The sequence below is a fragment of the Psychrobacter sp. Ps1 genome (genome assembly GCF_022129425.1).
Taxonomy (GTDB): domain Bacteria; phylum Pseudomonadota; class Gammaproteobacteria; order Pseudomonadales; family Moraxellaceae; genus Psychrobacter.
In genome coordinates, this window is record NZ_JADQAN010000001.1 from 191,033 (window position 1) to 208,334 (window position 17,302).

The following is a 17,302-nucleotide window of genomic DNA, read 5'->3' on the forward strand; positions in this document are numbered from 1 at the left end:
AACCTCAAACAGGAATCTATAGCCATAAAAAAGGCCATCGACTGATGACCTTTTTTGTTTTAATGTTTTTTGATACTACTCAGCCAAAATTAGTACCAGTTGTAGGTTAGAGAGGTAAAGTAGTTAATACCGTCAGTATTATAGCCAATATCTGTTATATAATCTTCGTTAGTGATGTTGTTTAGACGTGCAGTCATAGACAAATTATCAGTAAGTTTGTAGTTACCACTGATGTTCAGCAATCCATAGTTGTCTACAAATTGAGAGTCAGTATTGGTAATTCTGCTGTAATAGTCCCCTACATACTGATATTCAGCGCGTATATCTAAACTTGGCAGACGGTATCCGACATATACCAAGCCCTTGTGTTCAGGACGGTAGGGAAGAGAGTTGCCATCATCACTTCCGCCACTACTGTCTTCTGCCTTCTGGTAGTCATAGCTGCCGCCAAACAGATAGTCGTTCATTTCCCAGTCAGAGGTTAATGATATGCCTTCAATCTTAGCGCTATTGATATTCTTTGCTTTGAAATTAGAGTAAGCAATTAAATTATCCACATCACTGCGATAACCTGTCAGACGTGTGCTGTGCCGAGTGCTATCGTACTGAGCAAATACTTCATAGTTGTCGCTAGTCTCAGGATTAAGGTTAAGATCGCCACCATATGCAGGGCTTAAATCATTAAAGACAGGTGCGCGGAAGCCTTTAGCATAGCTCGCACCAACACGAAAATTAGGACTAAGATGCATCGCACCGCCCAAATTATAGGTGGTTTCATCACCATAACGTGAGTCATCATCGTAGCGTAGGTTAGCTTGAGCATCAAAGCGGTCATTGGCGACGACATAGCCAGCAAAGGCACTTTTGACATTACGGTCATCAATACTGTAAGCCGTACTGTCTAAGTCTTGAGTGAGGTATTCGAGACCATAAACAGCTTCACCAGCTAGCAGCTTGTTTTTACCAACTAAGCTAATCTGGTCTTGAGTACCATCGAATACGTTCGGATACTTAGCATAAGACTCGCTTTTATCAATAGAGTGACCATATTGGAGCTTAACAGAGGCATCAGGCATATATTGCCAGTCGACATAAGCTTGTGCTGCGCCGTTTTCTTGATCAGTATGAGCGTCTTCAAAAGTACCATCGTCATATTCAGTAGTGGATTTACTGTACAAGATGCTAGCACCTGTCAGTAACGTGTCGCTAAAACGCTGATTGACTGCTAAGCTTACACTGTCGCTCTCAAAACCATCATCGTCTTTATTATAAGGGTCATTTTGATTACTGGGATCTGGACGGGTCGCATTGATACCATCTGTTTCGTTGTGACTGGCTGAAAGGCTTAATGTAGTACCATTAGTATTGGCAAGTTGTGCGCTTGCACCGTATACATAATGATCGTTTGAGCCGATACCTGCGGTAACTGACATACTGCTTCGATCTATATTGCCGCCTTTAGTGAATACTTGAATGACACCGCCCATCGCATCCGCACCGTAGATGCTAGAACCTGATGCTCCATAGAGAACTTCAATTCGATCAATTTGATCAGCAGGTAGCAAGTTTAACGCGGCGCCTCCAGCGCTGACTGAGCTATAACGTATACCATCAATTAACACGAGAATTTGTTTGCTGTCGTAGCCGCGCATGTAAAAATTTGAAGTAGTACCAAGACCACCGTTTTGTTTAAAAGCGACGCCTGGTTGACGTTTGAGTACGTCCAAAACAGTCTGACCTTGATAACGTTGTAGCTCTTCCTTATCGATCACCCGTGTCTGCGCAATTACATTACTTGTCTTAGTAGGTGTGCGAGTGGCTGTCACGACAATTTCATCAAGCTCAACTTGTGGCAAACTGCTATCGTTGATGGAAATATTTTCAGAGGTAGCTGCCATTGCAGTATTTACTGCAAGTAAGCTAAGAACGCTCAAAATACTTAAACGAAGATAGGTACGTGAAGATGCACGTGATACAGACATAGTCGATTCCAAAGTAATCAAGTTAAAAATGCAGAAATGAGAAGTAACTATTATGACGTAAAAGGGGTCAAAAGTTACAAAAAACAGTATATAAGCAAAACTGTGCTCATTATCTACAAATTAACTTGCTTTATAAACTACTTTAACCTAATTTTTATTCAGGGTAGGATGAATGTTATTCAGGTTAGCTTGCTAAATAGTCTATTAAAAATTAATTCACCTAAATATTTTATGAGCATCTTATTAGTTTTATAAGAGAAAGCTGTCTTAATAAATACTTATTATTAGAAATGCACATAGAGTAAAAAATCAAATACCAATACAGTTAGCTACAAAATTGCGTAATCAAAAGTACTGCTGTTATAAATAATTGTTACTATAGTATGGACATCACCTGTCATTTATCATGCCATTTTTAAACTAAGAGGTTTGTTTTGTCTATCAAGCATAATCTGACTCCCAGTCCTTTGCCTAATTCATTCTCTGCTATTACTAAAATGCCAATTATAGTCGCAATGTTATTATTGACTATGCTGTTGAGCATTGCCTTGCCAAATAATGCTTATGCTGTCGAGGCTGGTGCGCTTGGAGTGGGTAATGACAGTAGCGGAGAGACAGTAAGTACGCCACTGCCTGATTCATTTGGCCGAGATACGCCGCGTCATACGGTACAAGGGTTTATCAGTGCGCTGGGTGAAAATGATTATTTGCTGGCAAGTAATTATCTCAACTTATCAAAGTCCGATAACCCAACGACCGTTGTGCGACAGTTTAAACAGGCACTAGATGCAGGTGGGCGTTTTCAGCCGGATCTACAGATTAGTAACTCACCTGAGGGTAATCTAACTGACCAGCTGCCACCTAGCCAAGAAAATGTCGGTGTGATTAATATCGGAGAGCGAAGTGTTCCGTTACTACTCGAAAGGGTGGTCTCAAAACAGAATGAGCAATATTGGCAGTTCTCTAGCGATACGCTGACCTCAGTACCAGAAGTGATAGAAAATACTGAGCCGACCTTGGTCTCGCGCTATACGGTTGATTCTTTAGATGGTAAAAAGCTTTTCGGCTATCAACTAGCTGATTTGGTCGCCGCGCTCACCATGATTGTGACTAGCTTTGTACTTACTTATGTCGCGGTATGGTTGCTATACCACTTATTAAGGATTGTTTATCCGTATTTGCGTGGTACGCCATTGCCGTTACCTAACAAAGTAATATTGCCACTCTCTGTGGTCATTATGGCATTGATACTATCCGAAGTTATGGTTTATGCAGGCGTATCGGTGACACTACGTGAGCCAGTCAATCGCTTTACGGATATAGCCTCTTGGTTGGCGCTGACTTGGCTACTATTGCGAGTGATCGATGCGATATTTACCCGAGCGGTAAATCTAAGCTACAAGAAAAACTATACTGAGCGTGTCTCAATTTTGGGACTGCTGCGTAAGGTCGTCAAAGCGCTATTACTGATATTTGCAGTGATTGTTATTTTTGGCAATTTGGGTTTTGATTTGACCACTGGTATTGCCGCACTGGGTGTGGGTGGTTTGGCGTTGGCCCTTGGTGCGCAAAAGACAATTGAAAACTTAGTTGGTAGTGTTGTAGTGGTGGCAGATTCACCTGTGCGTATCGGTGACTATTGTAAGTTTGGTACTTACGAAGGCACAGTTATCGACATTGGTATTCGCTCATCGCGTGTACGGACCTTGTCGCGGACGATTGTTACGGTACCAAATGGTGATTTTTCATCGATGCAGATCGAAAACTTTACCTCTCGCGATATGTTTCGTTTTTTCCATTACTTATATATTAAGCGTACCGCTGATCTTGACGTAATATTCAAAATGGTTAATGACTTGGATGAATTTATAAAAGAGCATGATTTGACCAATCAAGAATGGAATCAGGTCAATATTTTGGAGCTGCGCCAAGATTGCTATGTTATTCAGTTGCAAGCTTATGTGAATGCTATTGGTATCATTGAGTTCTATGACAAACAAAACGCTTTGTTTGTCGATATATTAAAGAAAGTCGCGAAATATAAAGTAGAACATGCATTGCCGACTCAGCAGTTGATTGTTAATCAAGCTGAACTTGAACATCATGTGGAAAATAGCACTGTTGAAACAGAGGAAGGTAGTTCAGACAATAATAGCGATATAGTTAATCATGAAACAAACGCTGTCATAGATAATGGTGACGGTGTTGATATCACTAAAAACGTTGATACCACTAAAGACGAAGACAGTAACAATGCTGCCAATGCTAACGATGCATCAAGCCAGCATAATCCATCTCTGGCAACAGTAAGTCGAAGTGGGGCGCTCAAAGCACTAAAACATAAAAGTCGTATGCTAAGAAAAAGCAAATTTAAGCATACCAAAAGAAAGATTGGTTTTTCTATATGGAATCAGCCTTAAAAGAGACTTTTTCATCCCGAATGGCGTTTAGTAATATTGGTGCTATTTTTGTTCAATTAGCTATAAAGGTACTGCGGTTTTATCACGTAATGAGCCGTAGTACGACCAAAGCAATAGACTGGCAGCACTGCGATGAGGTGACCAGTGCTGAGTTAGGTCTTTAAGCTGCTTGGGTGTTGGGCGCTCTGCTAAGCCTAACAACTCCATGGCTGCAACTTTAATGGCCAAATCATCGACAGCGAGTATGTCTGTACATTTTAGCGAAAATAGTAAATACATTTCAGCTGTCCAACGTCCAATCCCTGTCACAGCTGTCAAGGTTGTTATGACCTCTGAATCTGATAAGGTTTCCAATGCTGCAAAGTCTATATCATGATCCACTAAAGAGCGTACATAACGAGTTTTCTGCTTGGACAATCCTTGCGTCTTCAAACTATCGTCTGTCGCTTCACGTATCGCTTGCGGTGTGATCAATTCTGCATCAACCAACCGTTTCCAAATACTGGCAGCGGCAGCAACTGATAACTGCTGACCTACCATCGCTCTCATCAACTGCTCAAACCCACCTGCATTATGCCTAAGGTTAGGGGTGCCTACCTGCTTATGGACAGGAGCAAACCTTGGTTCAATGGCAATCAGCGCAGCAATCTGCTGTTCTAGTTCGTTAATGTTTTCAATAGTCTGTATATTCATAGTGATTTCGCTTTGCTAATTAGAAGGTGCTCAAGTCTATATATTAATAAAAGGTGAGAAGCTCACATTAAATGGAATGTACATGAAAGAGAGTATTCATTAAAGGAAACATCGTTATAGTCTACGTCTAAACCATGGATGATTGATAAAAAAGGACTGCAAATAAGCAGTCCTTTTTATATAGTACCGTATCACTAACAATAGACCTATTCGCCATCTGCTTTAGGTTTTTTAAGTAGTACTAGTACCGCACCGTTACCACCATCTTTTGGTGGCGCAGAGCAAAAAGCTAATACTTCTGGCAATTGACGTAACCAGCCATTGATACAAGTTTTTAGAATCGCTTCGCTACCTTTACCATGGACGATTTTTACCATGGTTTCGTTTTTCTGCTTGGCTTGGCTCAATAGTTGAGTCATCGCTTCGCGAGCTTCTTCTATCGTACAGCCATGGATATCTACCGCATCATACCAACGCAGCTTGCCTTTTTTGAGCTGATCAAAGATTTTATTTTGCAGTGTAGGCTGCTTATAAGACAAATAAGCTTCAGCAGCAACAGGGTTCAGTAGTGCTTGCATATCTGACAAGCCTGCGCCTAAATCACTGGCTTCACTACCTTGAGCCGCAGCACGTTTTGATAGTGTCGCTGCATCAGGTTTGCCTGCTTTAGTTGCGCTGGCAGGTGAGCGGACATTTTTGTCTTCTAGCTGATTGACACCGTGCATGGCTTGCATAAATAGAACTTTATCGTCATCGATATGTTCACTATCTAGCTGCTTAACTGTCTTTTTTACTTGTTTTTGAGTCGGTAGCGATACCGGTTCAGTTGGCTTTTGGTTCTCACCTTCAGGTGAATTGGTATCACGGCCTTTGCTCAGCTGGCCTTTAAGTTCTTTGAGCTGGTCTTGCATTTCTTTTGAAAACAGAGAGTTTGACATAAAAGTTAACGTATCGTTGATTGATGAATGGTTGATTGAACAATGTATATAGCATAGACATTGTTCAAGCTATTGAGCATTTATTTAAGCATAAATTATTGAGTTACTTTACCCGTCTGCTGCGACGCCCGCAAGTAAGGATTGTAACGCTTGCCCTGGATGATCAGTTTTCATAAATTGCTCACCGATCAAAAAGTGCTGAATCTCATTATTTAGCATGAGACGGATATCATCACTGCTATGAATACCGCTCTCAGTCACAATAAGTGGTTTTTGCTCAGCGCTATCAGCAGCGAGTGCATCGTTTAAAATATTCTTAAGATCAAGCGTGGTTTGCAGGTCCACATCGAAGGTATTCAAATCACGGTTATTGATACCATAAATATTGTGTACTGAACGTGGCAACTGTAGCGCACGCTCAAGCTCAGATTGGGTATGTACTTCTATCAATACGTCCATACCAAGCTCAGTACTGAGTGCATGTAACTCTTGTACTTGCGCATCATCTAGGCAAGCCATAATGAGTAGGATGCAGTCAGCGCCCATTAGGTAAGATTGATAGATTTGATAGACATCAATCATAAAGTCTTTACGTAATGTCGGTAAGCTTGAAGTATTAGCCGCCTGAATAAGGTAGCTGTCATCACCTTGAAAGTAATCACGGTCGGTCAATACAGACAGACAACTAGCGCCTGCTTGCTCATACTGCTGCGCAAATAGAGCAGGGGTAAAGTTATGATTGATAATGCCTTTAGACGGTGAGGCTTTTTTAATCTCAGCAATGATACCGATACCATTTTCTTTAGTGCCAGCAGCACGTAGCGCCGCGGCAAAACCTCGACGCGGTTTATCATCAGCTGCGACCTGTGCTTTCAAGTCCTCTAGAGACAATGCTTCGCGAGCGGCTTTTACTTCTTCTACTTTGGTGGCGACAATGCGCTGTAGCACTGATGGTATGTCTGAATGGGTTTTGGTCATACTGGTATCCAAATATCGTTAAATGTAAATATAGTCAGAGAGCTATTAGTAACTACTAAATGGCTACGGCGTTATCCTCCTTAGATGTACGATTTGTACAATCTATGGTTGGCTGCCTTGTATCCGTTTTAGATTTCTTTGACTATAGACAGTAGATGAGTGCTTATAAGTTAACCTTGAGCGACTAGCTGCTGGGTATAGTTGGCCAAAGACTCAAGTTTGAGTAAAGCATCGCCATTTTGAATAATTTTTTGTGCTCGGCTAACACCGTTAGGGTAGTTGCTGGCAAGTCCTGCAGTATATATCGCGGCACCTGCATTTAGCGCAATCATGTCACGTGCTTTAAGTACGGCACGGTCATGAGTGTCGGCTCCAGATAGCGCAGCACGAATCAGATCTAAACTTTGTGCTGGAGAGTCGACATCTAGGCCGATAAGAGTTTGGGACTCGATACCCGCATCTTCTGGCATCATATCATAGACTGATATCTCGCCATCTTTTAGCTCAGCGACTGTGGTCGAAGTCGCAAGACTGATTTCATCAAGACCATCTTTTGCGCCTACTACCATGACATGACGTGCGCCTAAGTTTTTCATCACCTTAGCAATCGGCTCACATAACTGCGCGGTAAATACACCGATGACTAAGTTTGGCGTGCCAGCAGGGTTGGTCAATGGGCCCAAAATATTAAAGATGGTACGTGCTTTTAATTCACGGCGTACAGGGTTGGCATAACGCATGGCGCTGTGATGATTGGGTGCAAATAAAAACCCGATACCTTGGTTTTCGATACAGTCTTTTGCTTGCTCTGGTGTGAGCGCAAGACTGATACCTGCTTGCTCAAGTAAGTCTGAGCTACCAGATTTGGTTGAGACGCCGCGATTGCCGTGCTTAGCAACTTGTGCACCAGCTGCCGCAACAACCAATGCCGATGCAGTCGAGACATTAAACAGATTAGCACCATCACCGCCAGTACCAACGATATCTACCAAGTAATCACAGTTCTTTGGTTCAATATTGGCGGCTAGTGAACGCATGGCGCTGGCTGAAGCAGTAATCTCGTCAATGGATTCGCCTTTCATACGTAGTCCCGTCAAGATAGCGCCCATCATAGCGTCGCTACATCTACCTTGCATGATAATCAGCATCACTTGATACATCTCATCAAAAGTTAAATCGATGTGTTGAAATATTCTACCCAAAGCTGTGGTTAACAGTTGATGTGTTTGCTCATCAGACAATTTTGCAATACTCTCTGGCGTATGCGTTTCTTCTATTCTTGTCGTACTCATTATGGTCTCACTTACTATTATTTTTTATATGAATCTGTGTGAAATTTGGCATAGGCTTATGAAAGCAGCATTTTTTACCAAGGTGCTTTTAGTCAAATCTAGCCAACTTGTGGTAGCTCATCGGATGTTAGAGTAGACAAGCCATGAGTCTGTAAAAAGTTATTGAGCAATTGATAACCGGCTTCGCTCAATATCGACTCAGGATGGAACTGGACGCCTTCTACAGCCAGCTCCTTATGGCGAATACCCATGATTTCCTCAATACTACCATCAGCATTCTGTGTCCATGCGGTGAGTTCAAGGCAGTCTGGCAAGCTTGTCTTGTCAATGACGAGCGAATGATAACGCGTAACCTGTGACGGGTTAGGCAAGCCAGCAAACACACCTTGCTCGTTGTGATAGATAGCTGATAAGCGGCCATGCATGACTTCGCCGGCTTTGACCACTTGACCGCCAAAGGCTTGACCGATAGCTTGATGACCCAAGCAAATACCCAGTATAGGAATAATTCCTTTAAATGTCTCAATGGCTTGCAGCGAAATACCTGCACGGTCAGGATCGCACGGACCTGGGCCAATCACAATAACATCAGGTGCAAGGGTTTTAATCTGCTCAATGCTGACCTGATCATTACGCCAGACAGTGATGTCCTGCTTTAGCTCACCGAAGTACTGTACGATATTGTACGTAAAGCTATCGTAATTATCGATCATCAAAATCATTAAGGCTTCAACTTATCAGTTTTATTATATCTTTAACATGAAATTTGTTCTCACTGTTATCGAGTCGCTTGATTGCCGAACACAAGCAGCTCTGACTATAACAGAGGAGGTTATTGCGCGCGGTTATCTTACCACTATTTTGTTTTCTATCAAATGTAGGGTACGGGCTATCTAAGTAAGCACCAAGCAAAAACATATTTTTTATTATTTTGTCGACAATGAGAATAGTTTGAGCAGGGATAATGTTATTAATTCAGCTATTAACGGCGCACCAGTAAATAGCATTATAACGATAAACATACTTGTATTTGCACCGATTAAGTGCGTTTAGTTCTCAACTGGTGCTCTAATTAAGTGCTATTCTAAAACTGAACTAGATGAGAATTAATTAATATATAACGATATTAATCGTATAAATCACTGTAAATATTGATAATTAAATCTATTTATAACTATATCTGTTATCAGAGTGTTAATACATTGGCATAGCCTTTGCATTATTGCTGTTATGATTATTTTTAAAGCCAAAAAACTGGTCTAAAAATAATTATTAACAAGAGCCCGAAGAGTTCAGCATTATGAGTTGTATATTGCTAGAATGTCGTTAGGATTGAATTGGCGTATGTTGGACCATGTGCACAAATATTGGTCTGATTGAGTAAACGCTTTAGATGAGCATCTTGACTAATACGCAAAATAGTGCTGATAATAAGCATAATATCGAATGCGCTGTTTTAGTATTGAGAGCACATCTGACATTCTTGGACAAGAACATCATATTAATAATTTTAAATCGCAATTACGTGATCAACACAACGGAGACTATTCATGTCGAATAAACTATTAGATCTTATCCAATCCTCTAATGCTAAATGGGTTGATTTTCGCTTTACTGATACACGCGGCAAAGAGCAGCACATCAGCTTCCCAGCGCATACCGTTGATGAAGATGTCATGGAAGATGGCAAAATGTTTGATGGCTCATCAATCGCCGGTTGGAAAGGTATCGAAGCGTCAGATATGATCTTGCGTCCTGATCCAGAAACTGCTTTTGTTGACCCGTTCTTTGACGCGGTGACTGTGGTAGTGACTTGCGATATCATCGAGCCATCAACGCTACAAGGTTATGACCGTGACCCACGTTCTATCGCACGTCGCGCTGAAGAGTATTTAAAGTCTACTGGTATCGGTGATACTGCTTACTTCGGTCCAGAGCCTGAGTTCTTTGTATTTGACGATGTTAAATGGTCAGTCGATATGTCTGGCGTTAGTCATAAAATCACGGCTGAAGAAGCAGCATGGTCGACTAACGAGACTTACGAGTGGGGCAACATGGCGCATCGCCCACGTGTGAAAGGCGGCTATTTCCCAGTACCACCGATCGATAGCTCACATGACATGCGTGCTGTTATGTGTGAACGCATCGAAGAAATCGTTGGTGAAGGTTCGGTTGAAGTTCATCACCATGAAGTGGCTTCTTGCCAGTCTGAAATCGGTGTTGCATTCAACACGATGGTACGTAAAGCGGATGAAGTTCAGCAATTGAAATATGTTGTTCATAACGTTGCGCATCAGTTTGGCAAAACAGCGACCTTTATGCCTAAGCCAATCGTTGGTGATAACGGTTCAGGTATGCACGTACATATGTCAATCTCAAAAGACGGTGTAAACACATTCTCTGGTGATGAGTATGCTGGTCTGTCTGAAACAGCATTGTATTTCATTGGCGGTATTATCAAGCATGCTCGTGCGTTGAATGCGATTACTAACCCATCAACGAACAGCTATAAGCGTCTAGTACCACATTACGAAGCGCCTATCAAACTTGCTTATTCAGCATCTAACCGTTCAGCATCTATCCGTATTCCACATGTAAGCAGCCCGAAAGCGGTACGTGTAGAAGCACGTTTCCCTGATCCAACGGCTAACCCATACCTAGCGTTTGCTGCACTATTGATGGCTGGCCTTGACGGTATCCAAAACAAAATGCATCCAGGCGAAGCTGCGGACAAAAACTTGTATGACTTGCCACCAGAAGAAGAAGCACAAATCCCAACGGTTGCAGAGAGCTTAGATGTTGCATTGCAAGCACTGCGTGACGATCATGACTTCTTGTTAAAAGGCGATGTCTTCACTGAAGACATGCTAGAAGCGTTTATCGCTTTGAAAGAAGAAGAAGTACAACGTCTGAACGTAACTGTACATCCAGTTGAGTTTGATATGTACTACAGCTGCTAATTAGTCGCTAAAGCACTCAGTTATTTTGAGTCATAAAAACCAGCTAAGTTATTCTTAGCTGGTTTTTTTATGCGTATTAATAAAGTGTATCAGTCCAATTGCTGAATTTTCTTTGAAATCGCTACTGATTTCATGTCAAAACTCACGCATAATAGTTTTATAAAATTATATTAATAGTAGACACTATCTAGGTTGATGGATTATGACTTTACTAGCAAAACCGAGTTTTTTAAAGGGTAAGATAAGAGTTTGGTTATGGACTACGGTTGCTCTCGCTAGTCTTTATGCATCTCTCACGAATGCTGCACCTATTTACAAAGTGGTCGATGAGCAAACCGGTCAAGTCACCTTTACCGACCGTCCACAGGATTATGAGCAGCAAGTTGGCAAACAAGTCAGTCAAATGGCTATTACGACGGGTAATGAGACGAGCAGATCAACTAGTCTGAATACGACAACCAATCCTAATACAAGTCGCCAATCATCAAATGCGTCGCAGACAGTGACTGCTACTGAGTCGCCTGCGATAAATACTAAGGTTACCACGCCAGTAAACTATCAGTTAGCCATTACTGAACCTAGCGAAGAGAGAGCCTATCGTCGTCCCGTACAGAATATCGATGTCAATGTACAGATTCGGCCTGCGTTACAGGTAGGGGATAGTGCCCGTATTTATTTTGATGACAAAGAGGTTGCACAAGGTTTGAGCGCGTCTATTGCTACTGTTGATGTTTTGCCAGGTACTCATACAATTAAGGCCATTATACAAAGCGAAACTGGCCAAACACTTGAGCAAATCACACGTACTGTATATGTGATTCAAAATACAACCACATTGCAAGACAACAAAAGAAAGGCAGCGCAGCTATTGGCTTATCAAAAGCTAGATTGGTATCAAAAATTGATGTTAAAGCTGCGTCAACAGGAAGTTGCTCAGTCACAATAATGGTCTCAATAATGATTGAATATAATGGATAGATATCGCTAGCAAAATAAAAAGGCAAGCACCGTTAACGATGCTTGCCTTTTTTAATGTAAATCACTTATTTTATTTTAACTATAAGCTGTCTTATTTAGTTAACTCGATGGTACCGTTAGCAGTCACCGAAATAGTACTGTTGCCAGACTCAAAGCTTTGACTTGGTACTGACTCGTCTGCCATTCCTGATTTCATGCTCATAGCGCTATACATCGGACGTGGATAGTTGCTACCTGTGTTTAGGTTAACATTGACGACGCGGTAGCCACGAGCATCCCAAGCGCGGGTAAGGCTCTTAGCTTGCTGCTGAAAAGCGCGAGAGGCTTCGGTCATTAATTTTTGCTCTAGCGCATCCTTTTTAGTATCTGATACACCAAAGTTAAGATTGTCCATCACTAAGGTTTCTTGCAAATCAGCAATTAGTTGGCTGGTTGCTGAAAAGTCTGTACTTTTTAAGTCTATGTTTGCTTGACCTGTCCAGCCGATGATTTTATCGTTTTTGTCGTAGCGTGGATAGGTGCGCTGTTGCCCTGTGCTCACGGTCACGCTAGGGTAGCGCTTGGCAATTTTCATGGCATTGTTGATTGAGGTGTTAAGCATTGTAGCTAAAGTCTTAGAGTCAGTTGCTTGTGCTTTCTTGTACAAGCTGGCTCGTACTTCATCGTTCTGAATCTCTTCTTTTATTTCTGTCTGAAATGTCAGTTGATCATAGCCTGTTGGCTCTGCATGGGCGCTACCCATCATCGCTGTCATGAGACAAACCGTACCAGAAGCTAGTGCTGCTTTATTCAATAAAGTATTTTTCATTATTATCTCCTAAGTTGATTCTAATAATATATAAATGACAATTATCAACGCTCATTTATACATGAAAAGTTGTCCCTATTGTTCTCTAGAAATCGACATGGGTGCAACTTCATTCACTAAAATAGCAAAATTCATATAAGTTGCTGTGAGAATTTTGTGACCTAAGTTACTGATATAATTTGTGCTCATACATTGCGGACCTGAGCTAATGAACTAAATGACAGTGCTATTTAGGGCCTAAAGCAAACAGTTTTAAGATAGGGGTTGTAAAATTAAAAATTTCTTGTATAATTTGCGACTGGTGGCTCCATTGGTAGCCTCGCAACATTGTTCTATGAATCCCGCCAGGACCGGAAGGTAGCAACGGTAATAGTTATAGTGTGTGCCGAGGATGTGCTGATGGAGTCGCTTTTTTTTGCCTAAAATTTGATAATTATATTTATAAAGTATCAAAGACATATTTGTAATGTATTAAGCCCTTCATTGTAAAGGGCTTTTTTTGGGTCAAATTTTTGTCTGATGGTTAGCTAATTGCTTATGTAGTTTTCAATTTAATTTCCTGTTCGATTTCCTTTATAGTTCCGATCTAGTTCTAAGGTTTTATTGATTAATATGAGTTAAAATACAATGTATTAACTTTTTATTAACATTCTAGACACCTTGGAGTTTGATTATGAAGATGTTTGTTTGGCTATTCATTGCATTTTTGGTGTTGGTAGTTGTGTTTGGGGTATCTATTTTTAATAGATTGGTACGCGCACGTAACCAAGCAAAGAACGGCTTTGCTCAAATAGATGTGCAACTAAAGCGTCGTCATGATCTGATTCCAAACTTGGTCGAAACTGCCAAGCGTTATTTGAGTCATGAAGAAGAAACACTCACTCGCGTCATTAGCGCGCGTAATCATGCTCAAGATCTACAAGACTCTAATAAGCATCAGCCAGACTCGCTAGAGCATATGGCACTGTTTGCAAAAGCAGAAGGTATGCTGTCTAAAGCGTTGGGTCAATTTTCCGCTGTCGTCGAAGCCTACCCAGAGCTCAAAGCCGATAGTATGATCAAGGAACTCATGGACGAACTAACCAATACGGAAAATCGCATCGGATTTGCCCGTCAGCATTATAATGACAGCGTAATGTTTTATAATAATGATCGCGAAGTCTTTCCTAATAACCTCGTTAGTACGACGTTTGGCTTTCGTCCACTCAGTCCGTTGGTATTCGAAGACAGAGAAGCGATTGCTCAGGCACCGATTGTCAATATGGGCTAAGGTTTAGACAATTTTGGCGAACTCTAGGCAGCCTAATCTGATGGATTTTTTTGGTGAACAGCGGATACGTACGCGGCGCAGTCTATTACTTTATGGACTGTTTTTCCTGATTGTACTTGCTCATATGGCAGTGGGACTGGCTGTCATGTCTATACTGCTGACAGTATTTACAGGCGGTATATACTACTGGGTATTGGTTCTGGTCATTGTCTTGACGTTAGGCAGTTTCGTTGGTGGTAGTTTTTTAGAGTATCGACGCCTGCGAGCAGGTGGCCGCGCTATTGCTCAGCGAGTAGGGGCGGTTAGGCTATTCATTGATAACAGCCAAGAAGCATGGGAGCACAGTCAAGGAGTCGCTCATCAACACGAAGCTGAAGAAAAGGTTCGCTATAGTTCACGTCATATAGCAGTACGTGACGAGCGCGATTTTCCGCCCGTTTATCGTCGCTACTATGAAATCGCTCAACAACTGGCCATTGCGGCAGGTTTGCAAACCCCTATTTTGTACGTGCTACCTGACGAGCAGGGTATCAACGGTTTCGTCGCTGGTCGCCATAGCTCAGATATGGTACTCGTCGTTACTCAAGGTGCGTTAGATAAACTGTCTGATGAGGCGCTATACGGACTCATTGGTCATGAATATGGTCATATATTGCACGGTGATGCTACGTTCAATTTACAGCTGATGGTGGTATTGGCAGGCTTGCAGATACTATACGACTGGAGTGACCCAATATCTAATTACCGTTATTTTGATAGCGATAGTATTTCCCAAAAGTCTCTATCACAGAGACAGGTTGATATGCTAGCACGCAATACAGAAGCGCAAACCGCCAATTTCACCACGCATAGTGAATGGGTCGCTTACTGGCAGCAGCAATCACAACAACAGCAGTCCTCAGCCAAGCGTCAGTCTAAATGGGTGCAAACGCCACCTATAATAGATCGTCAAGCCCCGCGTAGTGTCTGGACATTGCTACTGCATGGTTTAAGCTTCTCCAGTATGGCAAGCGCGCAGTTGATTAAGCACAGTTTTAATCGTGAGCGCGAGCTACTTGCTGATGCCACTAGTGTTCAATTGACACGTACGCCTGCGATTATCGAAACCTTAAAAGCCATTCATCAAGACTCGCTCGGCTCGCGTTTGTCTGGCATCGCCGATATCAATGGACTCAGTCATTTTTTCTTTGCTAGTAGTGGGGCAGACTTGGGTGATGTGTCATGGTTTGCCACACATCCAAGCTTGACTGAGCGTATGAGCGCTATTAATGCGGATGCTTATCATGAGTTTGCGGTACAAGTTGCCAAAGAAAAGCGAATAAATCAGCAAAAGGTCAAAGAAATATATAGGCAACGACGCTTAGGTGATTGGGGGGCAACAAAAGAAAATAGCCTAAGTGAATATTTGCCAGAAAAAAATACGCGGCACTCGTCAGTATTTGAGACTCAAACAGCTGCAACGATTAATATAAGAGACAATAAACAGATAAGTGACGCAAAAGTTCTTGCTGAATCTATAAGCGAAAGTCGTAATAAAGATAATGGCGAATTAGAGATTGATGACGGTTTAGAGTTTGCCGTAGAAGCTGATGTGGTGGTCGATGGGCGGCTTCAAGTACAGGCCGAAGACGTTGGCGTTCATCAGCTATTAAAACCGTGGCAGTCCAAACCTGACGCTGACCTACCAGAAAACACATTAATTGGGTTTAATGATATTAAAAAGGTATCACTACCTCAGTACATACTCAACCATAGTCATCATCCTTTAGGTGCGCTAGCATTAGTCGAAGCTGTCTTGCTTTGTCATCAGCATCAATCATTATCAACGACTGCCACTTATAGTTTGAATGATATTTGGAATGATGGCTTCTCTGTTGCGACTGACTCGACTTCCCATGAGCAAATATTACCGCATAGGATAGATACTAAGCTGATGACAGTAGTAGCCAGTTTGGACAGACGTTTAGACAGCGCTTTGATTGAGCTCGCCTTAAATCAATTGCATCAAAAGAATTTATCTGAACTATGTATTGAAAATCTAAAGCTCAAAAGTAAAGACGATCATAGTCACGACAGTCATCAGTACTATAAAAAACAAGAGAAATGCCGTACGATGTTGTTGCGTTATCAGCAGGGCATATTTGAGTTATTTAACCAACAGCTGACATCTGACTTAACCAAAAGCTTAGCTTCTGATTCGTCAGATCAAAATATATCTAGTGATAACTCCAATGCTATGGCTCTGAATAACCCATTAGCTTTAGCAAATCAAAAATCGCCAATATTATCATTATGGCAAGCGCTATATTTGCAGCAGTTACTACCGATATTGTCTAAAGTTTTACAAGATACAGACGCGCAATCTCTATGGCCGCAAATACTGAAGACTGGTATGGAAGACGTAAGGGCGCAACTAGATCCTTCAAGTCAGGTGTTTACAGGACTTAGTAAATCAGAAGTATCAGTTGTTGTCTTATTGGCTTATCGACTATCAAAAGATGCCAAAGGCCAGATGATCTCAATGTATGATCGATCGTTATTGAGTGAGGGTAACGACAGTGTGGCGCATTATATTGTAGATTTGAGACGGCATGCGCGCTTGATTGATATTGATCTTGTGACAGTAAGCGATGTCAATTTGCAGTGGTTATTATTGACCGCACAGCACTTGAATAGCATTCAGTTATTGGCGATTATTTCTGCGGTTCCTGTCTCTGCCAATCACACTCTCAAGCGCGTGATAGATGCTCAGAATGCTGATAATTATCGAGAGAAGCAACAGGACGGTAGCCAAATAGATTATAATGAAAGAGAGATGAGCCAGCCGACTCATAATGAGTATCGACAATGGCTAAGTACGTTGCATACGGTGATGTTACACGATACGATAATCAGCCAAGATGAATACGATTGTTTGTTGTCAATATCAGAGCGTTGGCTCGGTATTCGACAGCTGTTTTGATGGGTATGGTATTTAGTACTT

12 protein-coding genes and 1 other RNA gene are annotated in these 17,302 nt (G+C 41.7%); 6 read left to right on the plus strand and 7 right to left on the minus strand.

Features of this window, described 5'->3' with window-relative positions:
• Positions 1-89: 89 nt before the first annotated feature.
• Entirely contained in the window at positions 90-1,982 is a 1,893-nt protein-coding gene (locus I3249_RS00805; protein WP_238068060.1) for a TonB-dependent receptor, read from the minus strand.
• A gap of 434 nt (positions 1,983-2,416) precedes the next feature.
• Between I3249_RS00805 and I3249_RS00810 the strand changes: the two genes are divergently transcribed.
• Positions 2,417-4,402, plus strand: coding sequence for a mechanosensitive ion channel family protein (locus tag I3249_RS00810; protein WP_238068061.1), 1,986 nt, complete (start codon positions 2,417-2,419; stop codon positions 4,400-4,402).
• Positions 4,403-4,462: 60 nt separating this feature from the next.
• On the opposite strand, the gene I3249_RS00815 is transcribed toward I3249_RS00810, so the two are convergent.
• The 5 genes from I3249_RS00815 to I3249_RS00835 all read right to left on the minus strand — a co-directional run bounded on the left by I3249_RS00815 (position 4,463) and on the right by I3249_RS00835 (position 9,025).
• Complete coding sequence (locus I3249_RS00815; protein ID WP_238068062.1) at positions 4,463-5,095, minus strand: DNA-3-methyladenine glycosylase 2 family protein; 633 nt, start codon at positions 5,093-5,095, stop codon at positions 4,463-4,465.
• Positions 5,096-5,301: 206 nt separating this feature from the next.
• Entirely contained in the window at positions 5,302-6,033 is a 732-nt protein-coding gene (locus tag I3249_RS00820; protein WP_179798976.1) for a Smr/MutS family protein, read from the minus strand.
• A 108-nt stretch (positions 6,034-6,141) separates the two neighbouring features.
• A complete protein-coding gene (trpC, locus tag I3249_RS00825) occupies positions 6,142-7,011 on the minus strand; it encodes an indole-3-glycerol phosphate synthase TrpC (protein ID WP_238068063.1) in 870 nt (289 codons plus the stop codon).
• Between the two features lie 170 nt (positions 7,012-7,181).
• Positions 7,182-8,303 carry an anthranilate phosphoribosyltransferase gene (trpD, locus tag I3249_RS00830; protein WP_238068064.1) on the minus strand — a complete coding sequence of 374 codons (1,122 nt, stop codon included), beginning with the start codon at positions 8,301-8,303 and terminating at the stop codon, positions 7,182-7,184.
• A gap of 98 nt (positions 8,304-8,401) precedes the next feature.
• Positions 8,402-9,025, minus strand: a complete 624-nt coding sequence (locus I3249_RS00835; protein WP_238068065.1) for an aminodeoxychorismate/anthranilate synthase component II — start codon at positions 9,023-9,025, stop codon at positions 8,402-8,404.
• An 828-nt stretch (positions 9,026-9,853) separates the two neighbouring features.
• Between I3249_RS00835 and glnA the strand changes: the two genes are divergently transcribed.
• Positions 9,854-11,263, plus strand: a complete 1,410-nt coding sequence (gene glnA, locus I3249_RS00840) for a type I glutamate--ammonia ligase (RefSeq protein WP_057760355.1) — start codon at positions 9,854-9,856, stop codon at positions 11,261-11,263.
• 202 nt (positions 11,264-11,465) lie between these two features.
• Positions 11,466-12,209: a DUF4124 domain-containing protein gene (locus I3249_RS00845; RefSeq protein ID WP_238068066.1), complete on the plus strand. Its 744-nt coding sequence runs from the start codon at positions 11,466-11,468 to the stop codon at positions 12,207-12,209.
• A 123-nt stretch (positions 12,210-12,332) separates the two neighbouring features.
• On the opposite strand, the gene I3249_RS00850 is transcribed toward I3249_RS00845, so the two are convergent.
• On the minus strand, positions 12,333-13,049 hold the full coding sequence (locus I3249_RS00850; protein WP_102091728.1) for an SIMPL domain-containing protein: 717 nt from the start codon (positions 13,047-13,049) through the stop codon (positions 12,333-12,335).
• A 308-nt stretch (positions 13,050-13,357) separates the two neighbouring features.
• Between I3249_RS00850 and ffs the strand changes: the two genes are divergently transcribed.
• From ffs to I3249_RS00865, 3 genes are all read left to right on the plus strand, one after another.
• An RNA gene (gene ffs, locus I3249_RS00855) (signal recognition particle sRNA small type) lies at positions 13,358-13,454 on the plus strand.
• Positions 13,455-13,722: 268 nt separating this feature from the next.
• Positions 13,723-14,319 (plus strand): LemA family protein, encoded by a 597-nt coding sequence (locus tag I3249_RS00860; RefSeq protein WP_238068067.1) that lies wholly within the window; start codon positions 13,723-13,725, stop codon positions 14,317-14,319.
• Positions 14,320-14,332: 13 nt separating this feature from the next.
• Positions 14,333-17,281, plus strand: a complete 2,949-nt coding sequence (locus I3249_RS00865) for a M48 family metalloprotease (protein WP_238068068.1) — start codon at positions 14,333-14,335, stop codon at positions 17,279-17,281.
• Positions 17,282-17,302 lie beyond the last annotated feature (21 nt).